The following is a 17,730-nucleotide window of genomic DNA, read 5'->3' as shown; positions in this document are numbered from 1 at the left end:
CACTCGAATCACGTTCGAACCTCCGGCAGCTACTTCGCGATCGCGATCACTGCTCCGGGCCGCAACCAGCGGATGATCTGCACCAGTGTTTCGTCGTCGATGGCCACGCAACCCGCGGTCGGCCCACCGTCGGTGGTGTGGAAAAAGAACGCCGAGCCTTTGCCGGGAACCTTGGCCTTGTTGACGCCCATCACGACCGAGTGCTTGTACTGCGGGATCTGCAGGTTCTCGCTTGCGGCCGTACTGAACGGACACTGAGACTTCTGGCACACCTGCATGGAGTTGAACGTAGGGCTGTCGTCATCGCCGCTCCACCAGTGATTCGGCCCCACCTGGGTGTAGGGCAACCCGCCACCCGGATTCGGCGCGGTTCCGAAGGCGGAATCCAGGCTGTAGACCCCCATCGGGGTGGCCGGATGCCCACTCTTGGCCTCCGGCGCCATACCAGCCGAACCGATGTGGGTGGGGATCCCGGCCTTCGGCACTTGCCATCCCGCAGCCGTGCGTTGATAGATATCCATCTTGGCTTTCGAACCGCCCGTACCGACCACCGACACCACCTGTGTGGCGTTGCCGACCGAGTGTGCGAACCACGGGTTGACGACCGCAGCGCTCACCGGCGCCAGCACGAGAGCCGTTCCACACATGCACACCGCAGCACACAGCAGAGCCACCAGTCGGCGCATCGCATTATCGTCAGGCGAACCGAACCTCGAGGTCAAGTCAAGGTTGGGATGCATTTGGGTCACTGCGCTGTGATACATCCGCCGTATCGGAGGGCGGGTGGATTTCACGCGCGGACTCTGGATGTGGTGGGTACACACCGATAGGCTGAGTTCTCCGGAACGATCGTTTTCCGTAGCGGTCGAAGATGACCGGGTGGGAGCGTAGCGATGTCGTATGTGGTGGCAGTCCCCGAGGTGGTAGCGGTGGCGGCAACGGATTTGGCGGGCATCGGCTCTACCCTTCGTGCCGCGAATGTCGCCGCGGCTGTGCCTACGACGGAGGTGTTGGCCGCGGGTGCCGATGAGGTGTCGGCGGCGGTGGCGGCGCTGTTTTCCGCCCATGCGCAGGCCTATCAGGCGCTCGGCGTCCAGGCGGCGGGATTTCATGCCCAGTTTGTGCAGGCGCTCAACGGAGCCGGCGGCGCCTACGCGGCCGCGGAAGCAGCCAGCGCCTCGCCGCTGCAGGCCGTGCAACAGCAGGTGTTGGGTGTGATCAATGCGCCCACCCAGGCGTTGTTGGGGCGCCCACTGATCGGCAACGGCGCCAATGGCACCGCGCCGGGGCAAGCCGGCGGCGCCGGCGGGTTGTTGTATGGCAACGGCGGCAACGGTGCGGCCGGGGTCGACGCCGGGGTGGCCGGGGGTGCCGGGGGCGCGGCGGGGTTGATCGGTAACGGCGGGGCCGGCGGAGTCGGCGGGGCCGGGGCCGCGGGTGGGCTCGGCGGCCGAGGTGGATGGTTGTTCGGCAACGGCGGTTTCGGCGGCGCCGGCGGGTCGACCACCCTCCTCGGCGGTGACGCGGGGCCTGGTGGTGCCGGCGGTGCGACCGGGTTGTTCGGCCTTGGCGGCGACGGCGGGCGCGGCGGGGATGCGGGGAGCGGGAGTAACGGCGGTACCGGTGGAGTCGGCGGGGCCGGCGGGTGGCTCTACGGTGCCGGTGGGGCCGGCGGCAACGGTGGAGTCAGCGGGCTCGCCGGTGCTGGCGGCCTTGGCGGTGCTGGCGGTGCCGCGGGGCTGATCGGGGTCGGCGGTGCCGGCGGGACCGGCGGGGCGGGCTTGAATGACTTGGGTGAGGCTGGCGGAGACGGCGGGGCTGGCGGCACCGGCGGCTGGCTATTGGGTGACGGTGGGGCCGGGGGGCACGGCGGCAACGGCGGCGGTAACTTTGGCGGCTCCCCCGAGGCTGGGGACGGTGGGCGCGGTGGTGTCGGTGGTGCCGCCGGGCTGTTCGGCAACGGCGGGGTCGGCGGGGCCGGCGGGGTCGGCGGGACCAACAACGGAGGTGGGCCCCCGGCCGGGAGCGGTGGTGTGGGCGGCACCGGCGGGTCTGGCGGGTGGATATACGGGGCCGGTGGGGCCGGCGGGTTCGGTGGGGCCGGCGGGATCGCTCCGGTCGGGAGCGGTGGCAACGGCGGCGACGGTGGTGTGGGCGGCAACGCCCGGTTGATCGGCGACGGCGGCGGCGGTGGCCCCGGCGGGGCGGGCGGGGACGGCCTTGTCGAGGGTGCCGGCGGCGGCGGGGGTGCCGGCGGGTCCGGCGGATCGCTGCTGGGCGGCCCCGGCGCGACCGGCCTACCCGGCTGATCGGGTTCAGCAGACTCTCGAGGGTTCGGCCGAAGCACGCATGTGTTGGGCGACCCGCCGCTAGGCTGAGCCTTTCCCCGATGCGTCGACGAGCTACCGGATGAGGGCAACGAGATGGCATTTGTGGTGGCCGCCCCCGAGGTCTTGGCCGCGGCGGCAACCGATTTGGCGAGCATCGGCTCGACGCTCAACGCGGCCAACGTGGCCGCAGCGATGCCGACAACCACCGTGCTGGCCGCGGGTGCCGACGAAGTGTCGGCGGCGGTCGCGGCTGTGTTTTCCGCCCACGCGCAGACCTATCAAGCGCTCAGCGCCCAAGCGGCGGGGTTTCACGCCCAGTTTCTCCAAGCCCTCGACGGTGCCGGCCGTGCCTACGCGGCCGCCGAGGCGGCCAACTCCTCCCCGCTTCAGGCCGTGCAGCACGACCTTTTGGGTGCGATCAACGCGCCCACCCAGGCGTTGCTCGGGCGGCCGCTCATCGGCAACGGCGCCGACGGCACCGCGCCGAGTCAGGCCGGCGGGGCCGGCGGGTTGTTGTACGGCAACGGCGGTAACGGCGCAGACGGCGTCGACCCCGGGGTTGCTGGCGGCGCGGGTGGCGCGGCGGGGCTGATCGGCAACGGCGGCGCCGGCGGGGTCGGTGGGGCCAATGCCGCCGGTGGTGCCGGGGGTAGCGGTGGCTGGCTGTTCGGCAACGGCGGCGCCGGCGGGGTCGGCGGGATCTCCCCGGGCGGCGCCCCAGGCGGGCTGGGCGGTGGCGGCGGTGCCGCCGGGCTGTTCGGGGCCGGCGGGGCCGGTGGGGCCGGCGGGGACTCCACCAGCGGTGTTTCCGCTGATGGTGGCGAGGGTGGAGCCGGGGGTAGGGGTGGCTGGCTGTACGGCGCCGGCGGCACCGGCGGGGACGGCGGTGTCGGCGCCCGCAGCGGCGGCAGCGGGCTTGGTGGTGCCGGGGGTGCGGCCGGGCTGATCGGGGCCGGGGGTGCCGGCGGGGCCGGCGGGGCCGGACCGTCCGACACGAGTGGCGGCTTCGGCGGCGACGGTGGGGCTGGCGGCCGCGGCGGGTGGCTTGTGGGCGAAGGTGGAGCCGGCGGCGCCGGCGGGGCGGGCGGTCTCGTGTCCGCCCCGGGTGCCACCGGTGGGCTTGGCGGTGACGGCGGTGCGGCCGGGCTGATCGGAGCCGGTGGGGCCGGCGGGCGCGGCGGCGGCGAGGGCGTCGCTCTCAACGGCGCAGCCGGCGGGGCCGGCGGGGCGGGCGGCGCCGGCGGGTGGCTGTACGGCAACGGCGGGGCCGGCGGGGATGGCGGGACCGGCGGTGATCACAATGTCGCGAGTGGGATCGCCGGGACCGGTGGTGCCGGCGGCGCTGGCGGTGCCGCCAGACTGATCGGTGACGGTGGCGACGCAGGGGCCGGCGGGGCCGGCGGCAGCGACACCCGTGAAGCCAGCATTGCCGGTGGCGATGGCGGCCTCGGTGGGACCGGTGGGTCTGGCGGCTGGTTGTACGGCAACGGCGGGGCTGGCGGCGCAGGCGGTGCCGGTGGGAGCGGATCGCCGCTGTCTGGTCCCGGTGGCGCCGGTCGTGACGGTGGCGCCGGCGGCAACGCGGGCCTGATCGGCAACGGCGGCGACGGTGGCGCCGGCGGGTCCGGCGGCCCGGGCATTACCGACGGCGCCGATGGCGACGGTGGTGCAGGTGGTGCCGGCGGGTCCCTGCTAGGAAGTCCCGGGGCGACCGGCTCACCGGGCTGATCGACACAACGCGCTTTCAGTGAGCGTTGGCGTCCGGCACCGGTTGCCCAGCGGCCGAACCTGGCGAGGAGTCCGCACGCGCGGGCCGGTCGCCGAACAGTGGTGGGGGTCGAAATACCCACAGGCAGGCCAGGAAGTACAGGTATCCGAGCGCGTAACCGGCAACCACATCGGACGGGTGATGCACATTCAACGCGACCCTGGCAACGCCGGTCATCAACAGACTGAATGCGCCCACCGCGACCGCAGCAACACGCATCGCCTCGCTGCTGATCATCGGCAACAGCACGGTCAACAGCGCGAGCACGCCAGCGGTCGCCTCGAACGCGTGCCCGGACGGAAATGAGCTCCCATGTTCCGCAATCAACGCAGAAGCCGGCCGAGGGCGGTCCGCGAGGCCTTTGGCCACCAGCCCGATCAACCCGCTCAGCGGCAGACAGGCCAACAACAGCAACCCTATCCGCACCCTGCGCTTTGCCAGCGCAATCACGGCGGCCGCCAAACCCAGCAGTCGCAGCCCCGGGCCCATCACGACGGACACAACATCCCAAAAACGCACCCACACCGGATGCTTTGACCCAATATCGTGGGCCGAATCCAACAACGACCAGTCGAGGTTGTGCAACCAGACCCACTCTTGGGAGTACCCCACCCACATCGTGGCGTAGCCCGCGCAGGCGGCTACAGCAAACGAAACAGTCAGGATGATCTCGCGCCGGGTCATGACTCAATCGATACCAGCACCAATGCAGCGCCGGCGAAACGGCCGCATACTTGCGTCATGGCGGTGATTGTCCGGCGGTTGTTTGGCCTCGGTCGGCTACCGGCCGATCTGCGTGCCGAGCTGGATCGCGAAGGACTCATCTACCTCGCCGAACAGATCGCGGTCACAAGACGGTTTAGCGGTGTCATCCCCGGGCTGCGCGCCTCGCACAGTGTCGCGAGCTACGTAGGTTCGCTGACTTTCACCACGCTACGAGTGCTGGCGACGCTGTCGGTGGTGCCGAAGCTGGCCGGCCGTGCCGTTGATGTGCGCTGGGACGGCGCAGGGGCCGGGGCGGCCAGCGCCCACATCTCGGCGACGGGCCTGCGGCTCGATCTCGACGTGGCCACCGTCGACCCACGATTCAGCGGTGGGCTCTCGCTTTATTTCAAGGCGGCGATCGATGACGATGTCCTCGCCCGCCTGCCGTTGCGATCCCTGGCCTTCGACGTGCCAGCCGAGTACGTCTTTCGCGCTGTCGGCGTTACGTACAGTCCTTGACGGTGAACTGCCTGCCGATCGCCGTCGACGCCAACCCGGGGAGGAAACCCAGCAAGTGACCGATCACGCGTTTAGCCCGCAAGAGCGACAAGCCGTCTACCGCGTGATCTCCGAGCGCCGCGACATGCGGAGGTTCGTCCCCGGCGGCATAGTGCCCGAAGAAGTGCTGGCGCGGTTGCTGCACGCCGCGCATGCCGCCCCCAGCGTCGGACTGATGCAACCATGGCGCTTCATCCGGATCACCGATGACCAGCTCCGGAAAGACATCCACGCACTCGTCGACGAAGAGCGCATGCTCACCGCGGGCGCCCTCGGTGAGCGGGCGGAGGAGTTTCTGGCCCTCAAGGTCGAGGGCATTCTCGATTGCGCCGAGCTGATGGTGGTGGCATTGTGCGACGACCGCGATGCCCACATCTTCGGCCGACGGACACTGCCGCAGATGGATCTCGCGTCGGTTTCCTGCGCCATCCAAAACCTCTGGCTGGCAGCTCGTTCCGAGGGCCTCGGTATGGGATGGGTGTCCCTGTTCGATCCGCAGCGATTGGCGGCCCTGCTGGCCATGCCGGCCGATGCCGAACCGGTGGCCGTCTTGTGTCTGGGCCCGGTCCCCACTTTTCCGGATCGGCCCGCATTGGAGTTGGACGGCTGGGCGCTAGCAAGACCCCTGCCAGACTTTGTCTCGGAGAACCAATGGGGCGCCGGCCTGGCAGCCTGGAGAGGTGACGACGATGACGGGTGAGGACGTGACCACCGAACACGAGAACGTCTTGATCGTGCACTGGCACGACGTGGGCCGCCAGCTCGGCGTCTACGGCCACCCCGACGTCTCCAGCCCGCGACTGGATCAGCTTGCTGCCCAAGGTATTCTGCTCACCCAGGCCCATGCCACCGCGCCGCTGTGCTCACCGTCGCGCGGCTCGCTGTTCACCGGCCGCTATCCACAAAGCAATGGATTGGTCGGCCTGGCACACCATGGCTGGGAATACCGAACAGGAGTCCGGACGCTTCCGCACCTGCTGTCGGACAACGGATGGTACTCCGCGCTTTTCGGCATGCAACACGAGACGTCCTTTCCGAAACGGTTGGGTTACGACGAATTTGATGTGTCGAATTCCTACTGCGAATACGTTGTCCCCAAGGCCCAGGAATGGCTGCGAGAGCGCGTCCCCAGCCTATCCCCGCAACCGTTTCTGCTGACGGTCGGTTTCTTTGAAACACACCGCCCCTATCCGCGGGACCGCTACCAACCAGCCGATGCCGACATCGTCGATCCGCCTGCCTATCTACCCGACACCCCCGAGGTACGCGCGGACCTGGCCGAGTTCTATGGATCCATCGCCACCGCCGACGCCGCGGTTGGCCAGCTATTGGACACGCTGACCCAGACCGGCCTGGACGCCAATACCTGGGTGGTGTTCCTCACCGATCACGGACCGGCATTCCCCCGCGCGAAATCCACCTTGTACGACGCCGGCACCGGTATCGCGATGATCATTCGCCCGCCGACCCGCAGGGCGGCACAGCCCTACGTCTACGACGAGCTGTTCAGCGGGGTCGACCTGGTCCCCACCCTATTGGGCTTGTTGGAACTCGAAATACCCGCCGACGTCGAGGGTGTGTCGCATGCAGACACCTTGCTGGCACCTGGCGTACACACCCGCGCGGTGCGCGACCACGTGTACACCATGAAGACCTACCACGACTCGTTCGATCCCATGCGGGCAGTACGCACAAAGGAATTCAGCTATATCGAGAACTATGTGCCCCGGCCATTGCTGGACCTACCCTGGGATATCGAGGAAAGCCCATCCGGGCTGGTTGTCGCGCCACTGGTCACGTCGCCGCGCCCGGAACGCGAGCTCTACGATCTGCGGGCCGACCCCGACGAAGCCAACAATCTGTTGGCCGAACACGACAGCAGTCACGACGTGGCGGCGATCGCCGCCGACCTTGCTGTCCGACTCCGGGATTGGCGTCAGCAAACCAACGATGTCATACCGTCGGACTTCGCCGGTTCCCGCATTGCCCAGCGCTATACCGAAACGTATCTGCAGATCCACCGCGCGAGCCCGACCAGCAGGTCGGCGATCGCCGTCGACCGCGGTATCGACGAGGCAGCCACCCCGCCGAGCAACAACAGTTCTGGTCGCTAAGGCCGGTCCAGTGCACCGTCCGGGGAGTTCATACTTGGTGCTCGCCACCCAGCGCAGCGGCAGCACGCTGCTGGTGGAGTCGCTGCGCGCCACCGGAAGTGCTGGGGAGCCGCAAGAGTTCTTCCAGTACTTGCCGAGCACGGGCATGGCACCCCAGCCTCGGGAATGGTTCGCCGAAGTTGACGATGAATCGATCTTGCGATTGCTCGATCCGCTGACGCCGGGCACACCGGACACCGCGACACCGATTGCCTGGCGTGAACACATCCGCAGTTCTGGCCGAACACCCAACGGTGTCTGGGGCGGCAAGCTGATGTGGAACCAGACCGCCCTGCTGCAGCAGCGGGCATCGCAACTACCCGACCGCTCCGGCGTCGGATTGCGCGCGGCGATTCGCGATGTGGTGGGCAGCGAACCGGTCTTCGTCCACGTCCACCGTCCGGACGTGGTGTCTCAGGCGGTGTCCTTCTGGCGCGCCGTACAAACCCAGGTCTGGCGCGGCCACCCGGACCCCAAGCGCGACTCCCAGGCCACCTACCACCCTGGCGCCATCGCCCACATCATCAGAAACCTGCGCGATCAGGAAAGCAGCTGGCGCGCTTGGTTCTCCCATGAGGGCATCACGCCGTTCGACGTCGCCTACCCGGTATTGTGGCGCAACCTGACTGCGATCGTGGGCAGCGTGCTGGAGGCAATCGGGCAGGATCCGACATTGGCGCCGCCGCCGATGCTGGAGCGCCAGGCCAACCAACGCTCGGACGCGTGGGTCGATCGCTACCGGCTCGAGGCGCCACGCCTCGGGCTACCGACGTGAACGACCCGAGCCCCCAACCTCGGCAACCACGAACAACCGTCGGAACGGAAAGAGGGTCGTACCATCCGAGCGCGGCGGGTACGCGTCGTCCAACAGTGGGATCAGCTCCTGACGGAACTGCTCCCACATCTGTTCGCTGAGCCGTTCCCGCACGGGGACCAGCGCGGTCCCGTTGATCCATTCCAGCACCGGTCGCTCACCGGACAGTTGGTGCTGGTAGGTGGTTTCCCAGACATCGACCTTGCATCCGGCGGTCAACATCAAATCGGCGTAGTACGCCGGGGACTGCACCGCCGCACCTACTCGAAACGGTATGTCGCGCATGATCTTTGCGTAGGGCTCGCGGCGCGACAACGCGCGGACCACCGAGTGCGATGGCGTCTCGAAGTTGCCGGGGATCTGAACGGCGATCCATGATCCCGGGGCCAACTCACCGGCCCATCGGACCATGAGGTCAGGGTGCTCCGGCACCCAATGCAGCGCGGCGTTGCTCACCACCACGTCGGTATCAGGCTTGGGCTTCCAGCTGCGCAAGTCACCGGCAGTGGCGTCGACTCCGCGTTCCCGAGCGGCCGCAACCATCTCCGGCGAGCTGTCCACCGCCTCGACTACTGCCTCGGGCCACCGGCGCGCCAGGTAGCGCGTCAGGTGCCCCGGGCCACAACCAAGGTCCACCACGCGCCGCGCCCGCGTAGCGCCGACCCGCGAGAGCATCTCATAGAATGGACGATTGCGATGATCCGCAAAGGCCAAGTAGACGTCGGGATCCCACATATCGGTCCTCCTGATCGGCACCGCCGCTCGTCGAGTGACTATAGACAAACCGATTGTCGCGCGCGCGCACGCGCGCCGGCGCAGACCGGGAGAAATTGACAAGACTGTCGAATCTGCCAGCGGTTGACGAGACCGACGGGATACCATCAGCGTGATGTCTGAGATGTCTGAGGCTGCAGGGACGTCCGGGACGGCCGGGGCCGATCCCATCGATCCGCGGCTGATGCCCGACGTGCCGGGCGCTGACGCCAGCGCGGAAGGATTGCCCCCGCGTTCCTCGCTGTCGCTTCGCCAGCGAGTCCTCGTCGAATCATCTGCCATCGGCGACATCACGCTCCGCACCGCCGTCTCGACACTGCTTTCCACGACGGTGCCGCCGGCCGTTCTTGCCAGCGTCGTGCGCCACTCCGGCAGCGAGCGCGCCAACTTGGCGTTCTACGCCGACCTCGCGGCCGAGCACGATCCCGCGAAGTCGTTTCCAGCTCCGACAGAGGTGCCCCGGATCTCGGCCCGGCAGGCCAACCCGCTGGCCGAATACATCGCGCGCGGCATGGTCGACAACATCGAGTTCGCGAGCAGCTTCCGGGCGATCAACCCGACGATGCGTCGCCGCTGGAGCGCATTGACCTCCAATAACATCGTGCGCGCCCAACACTGGCGTCACGACGACGGGCCGCGCCCCACGCTCTGCGTCATCCACGGGTTCATGGGATCGTCCTACTTGCTCAACGGGGTGTTCTTCTCACTGCCCTGGTACTACCGATCGGGTTACGACGTCCTGCTGTACACGTTGCCCTTTCACGGTCGGCGAGCCGAAAGACATTCACCCTTCAGCGGTTTCGGCTATTTCGCCGCCGGGCTCAACGGTTTCGCCGAGTCGATGGCCCAGGCCGTGCATGACTTCCGCTCCATCATCAACTATCTGCGGCATACCGGGGTGGACCGAATCGCTCTGACCGGAATATCACTGGGCGGCTACACTTCCGCACTGGTCGCTTCAGTCGACGACCGACTGGAAGCGGTCATACCCAATTGCCCCGTCGTCACCCTGGCAACGATGTTCGACCAATGGTTTCCGGCCAGTAAGCTCGTAGAGCTGGGTCTGTGGCTCAGCAGGATCAACCGTCAAGATCTCGCCGACGGGCTTGCGTACCATTGCCCACTGAACTACGCGCCACTGATTGCCCCGGAACGCCGTATGGTCATCACCGGACTAGGCGATCGAATGGCGCCGCCGGAACAGGCCGTAAAGCTCTGGGAGCATTGGGATCGGTGCGCGATGCACTGGTTCCCCGGCAGCCATGTGCTGCACGTGAGTCAACTGGACTATCTGCGCCGGATGACCCGATTCCTGCAACAATTCATGGTTGACTAGTGGCCGCAAACCCGGGCGACAGGGTGACGGGCGCATCCGTGTGGCCCTCGAGGCGCTGGGCGGACAACGGATCCAATGCCGTCAACGCCATCCGATGGTTTCCGCGCTGCGGCGTCAACCCGGACACCGGCGCGGCCACTTCCGGCTCTGCGTCAGTGCGGAGGGCACATGCCGCGGCCACCGTATAGCCGGCCGGGTCACCGGCGATCTCCAAGACCGTCCAGGTCTCGCGTGCCGGATGCGATCGGATCGCGGCGAAGGTGTCGGCCAGCTCGTCATCTGCGGTGACCCGATATGCCGCGACGTAATCCGTCTCCGCCGCCCGCATTCCGCGCCACGTTTCGCGGGCGTCTGGAGCCACCAGGGCCGGGATGTCCTCAGGGACAGCCGTGTTGGCTTCCCATCCCATCTCTCGGAGGTGGTCAGCAAGCCGGCGAGCAACGACCTCGGCAGTCTCGTGCAACGGGATTCGCGCTGACCGGGCCGCAAGCGCCGCCAGATTGTCGGCTGCTGACAACGTCAAGCCGATCCAGGTCTGGCATTCATCGGATCCGTTGGTGCGGGAGGTAACTCGGATCGTGTCGCCCCTAATGCCGTAGCGGTCGAGGTACCGGGCGATGACCGGCAGCGGAAGCGAATCCGGGCCCCCGTCGCCCGTGCCCACCCGCAACAGCGCCGTTGTTCGGCTATCGGTGCGAGATTCGGAAACCTCCCGTTGGGACCGCATCATGGCCAGCCGGCGGCGCAGGATCGTCGTGAAATGCAGTCCATGCCACCAGCCAAACAACACGGCTACGACAACGACCGCGATACCGACTACCCACCAGTCGCGCCCGGACTGCCAGGGATACGCCATCACCGCAGGTACCACCGCAAGCAACGCTAGGGTGATCCGGCCGGTGCCCGGCCACAGGATCGATCGGTGCAGGCTCACGCCGTGGTCTCCTTTCGTCGGCGCGCTATCGCGACGATTGCTGCAGTGGCGGCGACGATCACAGCCAGCGCGCCGGTTCCGACGAACGCGATGGTCCGCGGTGTCGTGTCCTTCGGGGCGGGTGCCGGTGGCAGCGCGACCGCTCTGGTGGGAGCGGTTTCGGGTGCCGCGTCGTCGTCGGAGCTTCCCGACAGTTTCCAGGTCAGTGCCGCGACCGGGTCCAAATTGCCGGCGCCGACGACGTTGGACGGCGCCCGGGCACCATCGTGCGCGGTCGCGGTGAGCCTGTGCACCACCTGCGTCGCCGATAAGTCCGGATACGCACCGCGGACCAGCGCAGCCACCCCCGATACGTAGCCGGCGGCGTAGCTGGTGCCGTTGAGAGGCAGCTGTTGCTGATGATCATCGGGGAGGCCGTTGGCGAGGCCGCCGCCCTCGCCGTTGCTCACCGACACAATGTCTTCACCGGGCGCCGCAATACCCACCCACGGCCCCGCCATGGTGAACCTCGATGGCTGACCGTCCGGTGTCAGCGAAGCCACCGACAGCACGTACGGCTGCCACCACGACGGGATGGAGACCGACGTGACACCCACCCAGTTGCGTGGATCGTCCGGCCGGCCCAGGTCGGTGAGCGGATTGGATTCGCAGGGCCCCGAAGTAGCACTGCCGGCGGCCGATGAAACGGACCCGCTGTTGCCCGCCGCGGCCACGATCACCGCGTCTTTGTCCACAGCGGCATAGCGAATGGCGGCACCCAGCTCGTCCTGGTCGATGCTCCGATCAGCCGGTAGACACGTGATCGCGGAGATGTTGATCACCCTGGCACCGAGGTCGGCCGCGCGCACAATAGCCCGTCCCAGCGCCGTGACATCCAGCGATACTCGGCCGAGAAGCGGATCCTCGCCCGGCGTCCGCGGCGAGAACTTGGCGGACGTCACCCTGATGGATAGCACTCGCGCCTCGGGCGCCACCCCGGAGAAACCGTCCTCGTCGCCCGGCTCGCCGGGCTGGCCGGCGATGAGCCCGGCAACCAAGGTTCCATGCCCGTCACAGTCGGTGAGGCCATCAGTGTCCTCGACGAAGTCGCCACCGGCATCGACGTTGGGCAACCTCGGACCGGGCTGCACCCCGGTGTCGATAACCGCCACCAGCTGACCTTCGCCGCGGGAAAACTGCCAGGCCGCGGGCAGGTCCAGCATCGACTGACTGGGCGTTGGCTCACCGGGATCGGTACCGGGAATAGTCCCGGCGATGGTGCACGGACTGCGTTGCTCCATCGGCGCGACTGGACCGGCGGTTCCCTCCGGTGGCGCCACGGCGTCGTCAACTACCGGCGGTATGACCGCAAATGCCGGCGCGGGGTTGCCCAACGCGACGGCGAGGAACGCCGTCAGACTCGCGGTCCCGGTTCGAAGTCCGGCTCGAATCATCGATTGAGTACCCAACTGAACAGACCAACCAGGTAGGCCATGGCGGGGATCAGCGACGCGTCCAAACCGGAGGCAGCGAACCCGAGCAGCCTGCGCATCGGCAACGAATAGCTCTCCGGCGAGGCGATACCCGGGTTCAGCGCGACGACCACCCAGGCCAGCATCAACACCAGGAGAACGATGGCCCCAACAAGGGCGCCAACGTAGCGTCCCGTCGCCGCGTAGAGCACCAACAGTGCTCCGGCAACCAAGTAGGGCTGGGCCAGCAGCCACGCCTTGCACGCGGCCGAATCCCAGACTCGGGCACGCAAGGTTGCCGTCGCCGCGGTCGCAGCCACGACGTACCAACCCAACCCACGCAGCGTCTCAGGTTGCCAGGCGATCGCCACAGATCCCAGAACACTGAGCAACACCGCGCCCGCGATGAATCCGCTCTGATGGGCGTCGCCGACCCGCACCCGCCGCGGGAGGTCTTGAAGCACCCGCAACGATGGCGCCGACGGCGTCGGATCGCCCGGTGCCGGGATCACCGGCAGTGGAAAGCGCGACCAGAGCGCGGAGAGCTGCGCAGCCTGGATCGTCACCAACAACGCGGCCACGATCAGTCCACAGCCGATACTCAAAAGCGGTAGTTCCCAAACTAGTTCGGCACCTGCTGCCAGCGCCACTCCGGCGCCGACCACCGCCGCCGCTGTAAAGAAGCCGACCACACGTTCACCCTCGGGGCTGGGAACAATCAACGAGATCAGCGACCATGCGCTTACCCCGGCTGCCGCCAGCAGTACCTGAGCCGGTCCGAACGTTCCGGGCACCGCCAACGCCAACGCGACAGCGATGGGTGCCAGGGCTGCGATCGAGAGTGCGATCCCAGTCCGCGCCGACCGAGCGGTGACGAGCAGCCCGGCCGCCGCGATCACCACCGCTATGACGCTGACCCCTACCAACCCGGCGAGCGCGCCGGTGGCGACCCGGTACGTCGTTGCCAGTCCAGTGACCAGAAATGCCACTGCAATCACCGCGGCCAGCGCCCCGCGCTGGATATGCGCTGCGCCCCAGGGCTTTAGCCGCGAGTCCGAGAAGATCATCGCGGCATCGGCGATGTCTTCGACAATCCCGGGCGCGGCCGGACCGGCGGGCACCGGCTGCAACACGAGCAGATCGCCGTCGACGACGCCGACGGTGTCCAGGCTGGCGTCCAAGCTGAACGGCGCACCGCCCACCGGCGCCAGGCTCAAATGGACGGGTGCGCTGGCATCAGGGTCACCGCCGTCACCGTTCTCACCGACGGGAACCACCAAACGCGTTACCGCAGGCAGAATTTCACGCAACGGCAACTCCGCGGGCAGCGCCATCTCCGTTAACCGGCTCTCCGCCAGGACTGCGACGCGGACAATTGGCATGACGGCGCTCGAGTTCACCGTGCCCTCCAAAGGCGTTGGGGCCGAATTTCGTACATCGTCGTCTCTTTCTGGTTTTCGTTACGTGGGTTGGACAGAAAAATCTCGGGAAAGCCGGTGGCCGGGGAACCACTGGCCATCCGGTAGGCACCCGGTCAGCGCTTGGATCGCGACCGCGATCGCAAAGGAAGTCCCCGGGCTGAAGGTGGAAACCCACTCGCCATCGAATGCGCGGGAGGGGCTGACCAGGACCCGGCCCGCGGTGGTGTCGACCACGCTCAAGCCGACCTCGGTGGTGGAGTGGTGACCGTCGCGATTGCAGCCGGCGACGGTCTCGACGTAGCTGCGCGGACCGGAGAACACCGACTCCACTACGGGTCGTGCCGATGCCGGGATGCTCAGGTATTCAAGGACTTCGCCGAGCGGTGCACCAGACCTCAGCCGTTCGTCGGCCCGCGCGCCGACGCGCGCTGGCATGCTGAACTCCTCGAACCGCGCCGGCGACCGCCCCGCGAGCCCCACGCACAGGATGGGGACCAGCGCCCGGGGGTCGTCGATATCCATTGCGGTGAAGGTGATCAGCTGCGCGCTGCGCAGCGCAACGATAGTCGCGTAGGACGACTTGTCAGTGGCGCTGACACGCTGCGCGACGACACCGCGCAACAGGTCGCCATTGCCGTCGGCCGGCGCAGGCCCCACATAGCGCAGATCGAGCCACCGGTCTGGGAAGCACACGACTTTGATCCAGTCGGCAACCCGCGCGTCAATGACACCGTCGTGCGACAGCAGACCCATCCTGGTCAGGTCGACTTTTTGGCGGTCGAGGAACGCGTTGCGCTCTGCTGCATCGCGGTACGGCGGGGTGATGGCCAACACCCATGGGAAGTTGCCCGCCCCAATGGTTTCCGCAATGAACCACGCGTTGTCCACCGTCAGCTCGACGGCATTGGGTTGAGGATGCATCTAAATCCGGCGCAGCGCTGTCAGCCGCCCCATTTGGCGGCCTCGGCCTGGTCGCGGGCCATCATGGCGAGCGTGTTGCCTTCATGCGTGCCCGCCATCGCCTGGTATGCCCGCACCAAGTCTTCCATGGCCTGGTTCCACTGGGCCTGCCACGCCTGATACGTGATCCCGGTGTCGCCTTGCCAGGCATTCGACAATGCGGCCTGCTCAGCGGCGATGTCGGCGCCGAGCCCCTGCATCGTGCCGGCATATCCGGACATATCGCCGGCGTGCGCCAGCATCGCCGGGTAGTTGTACATGATCTGCGACATGAGAAGTCCTCTCGGTCAGAATTGCTCGGTTCAGAAGCCGGTGTAGGTCGACGCAGCCGCAGCGTCGGCGGCCACATACGTGCCCGCGGCCTCACCCAGGTTCGCTTGTGCGATATCCAGCAGGGAGTTGACCCTGGCCGCCACCGCGACAAAACGGGCATGGGCACCTTGGAACGCGGCCGCGGACTCACCCTGGTGAAAGGCCTGGGCCGACATTGCCGCCTGCTCCGCCTGGCTAATCGTGTGCCGCATCAGGCCGGCCTTGGCGGCGAACGCCGACTGCGAAGCCACCAACTGCGGGATATGGGCATCTAAGAGACTCACAACATCTCTCCTTTCGACCCCTTCGGGGCCACTCGATTGGGAACTCGATCACCTACTGTCACGCTGCAAAACGTCGTCTCCCCCTCTCTCCCACGGGGCAGATTCACCCGGGTTGCTACCGCCTTGATCCCAGGTCCCGGGCATCATCGGCATGTGGGGGCCGCCGCCGAATTCATCACCGGGCAGCGCGGTCAGCCCTACGGCCGCGACCACGTGTTCTTTGGGCGCGGTCCCCGCAAAACCCAGCGAACCGGCCGCCTGGTCGGAAGCCTGTGCGCCCTCATCTACGGTCGGGGGGGCGACGCTGATATCGGATTCCATGTCCGCGAACTCGTTGCCAAAGTCTCGCAATTCGGTCCGCTTGCGGCGCCGCCTTCGTGCCTGTGCGCGACTGGTCGCGGCCGCAGCGGCCGCCGGAACCGTCGCGGCGGGCGCTTTGATTCCGCTGCGACCACCCACCGTCGGCCCGAGACTCGGCCCGTCATCGCCGCCGAGACCCACCGCGTAAGCAACCATCGAAGCCGGCTGAGCTGCCGGGGCGGGAGCACCACCTGCTGGCGCACCCGCGCCAGCGGGTCCCGCGGGTGCTGCGCCGGCGCCGGCCCCCGTTGGCGTAACGCCAGCCACGGACCAGACGGACCCGGCGACCGCACCTCCGGCCAACGGTGCGGCGGCGGCCGGCACGATGGCCGGGGCAACCGCAGTGGGCAGCAACGCTATTGCGCCCAGGCCCACGCTCAGCCCGACCGGACCCAGGAACGGCGAACTCAGGATCATGGCCCAGGTCGGCCAGCCGAGCAGGCTGACGGTCTGGTAGCCCAGCGCAAACAACAGCGGCCCGTACGTAACCAGCGCTTGAGCCGGATTGGTGAGGAAGGCGATGATGATTTGGATCGAGTTCCCGATGGGATTCTGCAAGAACTCCCCAATGAGTTGGAACATCCCGCCGAAGAAGTTGACGTAAGCGTTCCAGAGGTTTTGGAGCAACTGCAGCAACCACTGCCAGATATCGGCAACGGCGAGCGCCTGGGCCGAGCTCTGGGCCGAGCTGGCTGCGACGCTGCTGGCCACGCCGCCGCCAGGGTTCACCACAGGCGGTGCAGGTGTGGCCGGCGGCACCGACGCCAGCGCGGCACCCGAGCCCGCCTGGTACAGACCCATGGTGGCAGCGGCCTGCATCCACATCCGCACATAGTCGGCCTCATTGAGAGCGATCGGAATCGTGTTGATCCCAAAGAAATTCGTCGCTACCAACACACCGTGAACGACATGATTGGTGGCCAACTCCGGTAGTGTCGGCATCGCCGCCAACGCGGCCGCGTAGGCCGCCGCAGCGGCCTCGTGCTGCGCCGCCGCCCCCGCCGCATCCGCGCTGGCCTGCGCCAACCACGCCACATAAGGCACGTGCGCCGCCACATATCGCTGGGCAGTAGGCCCCTGCCACGCCCCCGCTTGAACCTCCCCCAAGAGCCCAGTGAGTTCCGCCGCCGTAGCCGAGTACTCGACGCTGAGCGAGTTCCAGGCCCCAGCGGCCGCCAACAGCGACCCGGGCCCGGGGCCAGCGCTCAGCAACGCCGAATGTACCTCCGGCGGCGAAGCCATCCAGATGGGCCCAGTCACGTTAGCCGCCTGCGAACCCGTACGTCGCGGCGGCGGCGGCATCACCGCTGAGATAGCTTGCGCCGGAGGCCCCCACACCCACGCCGGCGCGCCCCAGCTCTTCGACACCTTCGGCGGCGAAGACAGCGTGCTCTTGACCCTGGGCACTGAACCCGGCAGCGGTCTGCAGAGACACCGGATCGGCCGCCGGCGGCACGACCGCGGTAATCAATGGAGCTGCTGCTGCATGAGCGGCAGCCAGCCGCGCCGCTAGCCCCTCCACCGACGCGCTTGCCGCGGCCAATCCCTCCGGAACCACACGCAGCGTCAT

17 protein-coding genes and 1 pseudogene are annotated in these 17,730 nt (G+C 67.8%); 7 read left to right on the top strand and 11 right to left on the bottom strand.

What is annotated here, in order from left to right; translation table 11 throughout:
- Positions 1–29 precede the first annotated feature (29 nt).
- On the bottom strand, positions 30–686 hold the full coding sequence (locus tag F6B93_RS02190; protein WP_211697528.1) for a L,D-transpeptidase family protein: 657 nt from the start codon (positions 684–686) through the stop codon (positions 30–32).
- Positions 687–893: 207 nt separating this feature from the next.
- Here F6B93_RS02190 and F6B93_RS22650 point away from each other — a divergent pair.
- Together F6B93_RS22650 and F6B93_RS22645 are read left to right on the top strand one after the other, a co-directional pair.
- Positions 894–2,306, top strand: a pseudogene (locus F6B93_RS22650) (PE family protein); the annotation flags it as partial.
- Positions 2,307–2,423: 117 nt separating this feature from the next.
- A complete protein-coding gene (locus F6B93_RS22645; protein ID WP_246540969.1) occupies positions 2,424–4,058 on the top strand; it encodes a PE family protein in 1,635 nt (544 codons plus the stop codon).
- A 16-nt stretch (positions 4,059–4,074) separates the two neighbouring features.
- Here the strand turns inward: F6B93_RS22645 and F6B93_RS02180 are convergent, their stop codons facing one another.
- Positions 4,075–4,782 carry a phosphatase PAP2 family protein gene (locus tag F6B93_RS02180; RefSeq protein ID WP_211697527.1) on the bottom strand — a complete coding sequence of 236 codons (708 nt, stop codon included), beginning with the start codon at positions 4,780–4,782 and terminating at the stop codon, positions 4,075–4,077.
- A 57-nt stretch (positions 4,783–4,839) separates the two neighbouring features.
- On the opposite strand from F6B93_RS02180, the gene F6B93_RS02175 reads away from it, so the two are divergent.
- From F6B93_RS02175 to stf0, 4 genes are all read left to right on the top strand, one after another.
- Positions 4,840–5,322, top strand: coding sequence for a hypothetical protein (locus F6B93_RS02175; protein WP_211697526.1), 483 nt, complete (start codon positions 4,840–4,842; stop codon positions 5,320–5,322).
- A 124-nt stretch (positions 5,323–5,446) separates the two neighbouring features.
- A complete protein-coding gene (bluB, locus tag F6B93_RS02170) occupies positions 5,447–6,061 on the top strand; it encodes a 5,6-dimethylbenzimidazole synthase (protein WP_246541077.1) in 615 nt (204 codons plus the stop codon).
- The gene (locus F6B93_RS02165; RefSeq protein ID WP_211699221.1) at positions 6,051–7,475 is read left to right on the top strand and encodes a sulfatase family protein; all 1,425 of its coding nucleotides are present in this window, start codon (positions 6,051–6,053) and stop codon (positions 7,473–7,475) included. Before bluB ends, F6B93_RS02165 begins: the two co-directional genes overlap by 11 nt.
- A 10-nt stretch (positions 7,476–7,485) precedes the next feature.
- The gene (stf0, locus tag F6B93_RS02160) at positions 7,486–8,289 is read left to right on the top strand and encodes a trehalose 2-sulfotransferase (protein ID WP_211697525.1); all 804 of its coding nucleotides are present in this window, start codon (positions 7,486–7,488) and stop codon (positions 8,287–8,289) included.
- Here stf0 and F6B93_RS02155 read toward each other — a convergent pair.
- Positions 8,278–9,063: a trans-aconitate 2-methyltransferase gene (locus F6B93_RS02155; RefSeq protein ID WP_211699220.1), complete on the bottom strand. Its 786-nt coding sequence runs from the start codon at positions 9,061–9,063 to the stop codon at positions 8,278–8,280. The genes stf0 and F6B93_RS02155 overlap by 12 nt on opposite strands.
- 154 nt (positions 9,064–9,217) lie before the next feature.
- On the opposite strand from F6B93_RS02155, the gene F6B93_RS02150 reads away from it, so the two are divergent.
- Entirely contained in the window at positions 9,218–10,438 is a 1,221-nt protein-coding gene (locus tag F6B93_RS02150) for an alpha/beta hydrolase family protein (protein WP_211697524.1), read from the top strand.
- Here F6B93_RS02150 and eccE read toward each other — a convergent pair.
- From eccE to F6B93_RS02110, 8 genes are all read right to left on the bottom strand, one after another.
- Positions 10,425–11,372, bottom strand: coding sequence for a type VII secretion protein EccE (eccE, locus tag F6B93_RS02145; RefSeq protein WP_211697523.1), 948 nt, complete (start codon positions 11,370–11,372; stop codon positions 10,425–10,427). The genes F6B93_RS02150 and eccE overlap by 14 nt on opposite strands.
- Complete coding sequence (mycP, locus tag F6B93_RS02140; RefSeq protein ID WP_211697522.1) at positions 11,369–12,805, bottom strand: type VII secretion-associated serine protease mycosin; 1,437 nt, start codon at positions 12,803–12,805, stop codon at positions 11,369–11,371. The genes eccE and mycP overlap by 4 nt, the downstream gene beginning before the upstream one ends.
- Complete coding sequence (gene eccD / locus F6B93_RS02135; RefSeq protein WP_211699219.1) at positions 12,802–14,205, bottom strand: type VII secretion integral membrane protein EccD; 1,404 nt, start codon at positions 14,203–14,205, stop codon at positions 12,802–12,804. The genes mycP and eccD overlap by 4 nt, the downstream gene beginning before the upstream one ends.
- A gap of 78 nt (positions 14,206–14,283) precedes the next feature.
- A complete protein-coding gene (locus F6B93_RS02130) occupies positions 14,284–15,165 on the bottom strand; it encodes an ESX secretion-associated protein EspG (protein WP_211697521.1) in 882 nt (293 codons plus the stop codon).
- A gap of 20 nt (positions 15,166–15,185) precedes the next feature.
- Positions 15,186–15,476 carry a WXG100 family type VII secretion target gene (locus tag F6B93_RS02125; RefSeq protein WP_211697520.1) on the bottom strand — a complete coding sequence of 97 codons (291 nt, stop codon included), beginning with the start codon at positions 15,474–15,476 and terminating at the stop codon, positions 15,186–15,188.
- A gap of 30 nt (positions 15,477–15,506) precedes the next feature.
- Complete coding sequence (gene esxG, locus F6B93_RS02120) at positions 15,507–15,800, bottom strand: type VII secretion system protein EsxG (RefSeq protein ID WP_211697519.1); 294 nt, start codon at positions 15,798–15,800, stop codon at positions 15,507–15,509.
- 48 nt (positions 15,801–15,848) lie between these two features.
- On the bottom strand, positions 15,849–17,420 hold the full coding sequence (locus F6B93_RS02115) for a PPE family protein (protein ID WP_211697518.1): 1,572 nt from the start codon (positions 17,418–17,420) through the stop codon (positions 15,849–15,851).
- 1 nt (position 17,421) lies between these two features.
- Entirely contained in the window at positions 17,422–17,730 is a 309-nt protein-coding gene (locus tag F6B93_RS02110; RefSeq protein WP_211697517.1) for a PE family protein, read from the bottom strand.

This window comes from Mycobacterium spongiae (assembly GCF_018278905.1).
Classification (GTDB): Bacteria; Actinomycetota; Actinomycetes; order Mycobacteriales; family Mycobacteriaceae; genus Mycobacterium; species Mycobacterium spongiae.
This window is presented reverse-complemented; position numbering and strand designations above follow the sequence as displayed.

Coding starts and splice junctions, on each gene's coding strand:
- F6B93_RS02190 (WP_211697528.1), bottom strand. CDS start 686: ATGCGCCGACTGGTGGCTCTGCTGTGTGCTGCGGTGTGCATGTGTGGA.
- F6B93_RS22645 (WP_246540969.1), top strand. CDS start 2,424: ATGGCATTTGTGGTGGCCGCCCCCGAGGTCTTGGCCGCGGCGGCAACC.
- F6B93_RS02180 (WP_211697527.1), bottom strand. CDS start 4,782: ATGACCCGGCGCGAGATCATCCTGACTGTTTCGTTTGCTGTAGCCGCC.
- F6B93_RS02175 (WP_211697526.1), top strand. CDS start 4,840: ATGGCGGTGATTGTCCGGCGGTTGTTTGGCCTCGGTCGGCTACCGGCC.
- bluB (WP_246541077.1), top strand. CDS start 5,447: ATGCGGAGGTTCGTCCCCGGCGGCATAGTGCCCGAAGAAGTGCTGGCG.
- F6B93_RS02165 (WP_211699221.1), top strand. CDS start 6,051: ATGACGGGTGAGGACGTGACCACCGAACACGAGAACGTCTTGATCGTG.
- F6B93_RS02155 (WP_211699220.1), bottom strand. CDS start 9,063: ATGTGGGATCCCGACGTCTACTTGGCCTTTGCGGATCATCGCAATCGT.
- F6B93_RS02150 (WP_211697524.1), top strand. CDS start 9,218: ATGTCTGAGATGTCTGAGGCTGCAGGGACGTCCGGGACGGCCGGGGCC.
- mycP (WP_211697522.1), bottom strand. CDS start 12,805: ATGATTCGAGCCGGACTTCGAACCGGGACCGCGAGTCTGACGGCGTTC.
- eccD (WP_211699219.1), bottom strand. CDS start 14,205: ATGCCAATTGTCCGCGTCGCAGTCCTGGCGGAGAGCCGGTTAACGGAG.
- F6B93_RS02130 (WP_211697521.1), bottom strand. CDS start 15,165: ATGCATCCTCAACCCAATGCCGTCGAGCTGACGGTGGACAACGCGTGG.
- F6B93_RS02125 (WP_211697520.1), bottom strand. CDS start 15,476: ATGTCGCAGATCATGTACAACTACCCGGCGATGCTGGCGCACGCCGGC.
- F6B93_RS02110 (WP_211697517.1), bottom strand. CDS start 17,730: ATGACGCTGCGTGTGGTTCCGGAGGGATTGGCCGCGGCAAGCGCGTCG.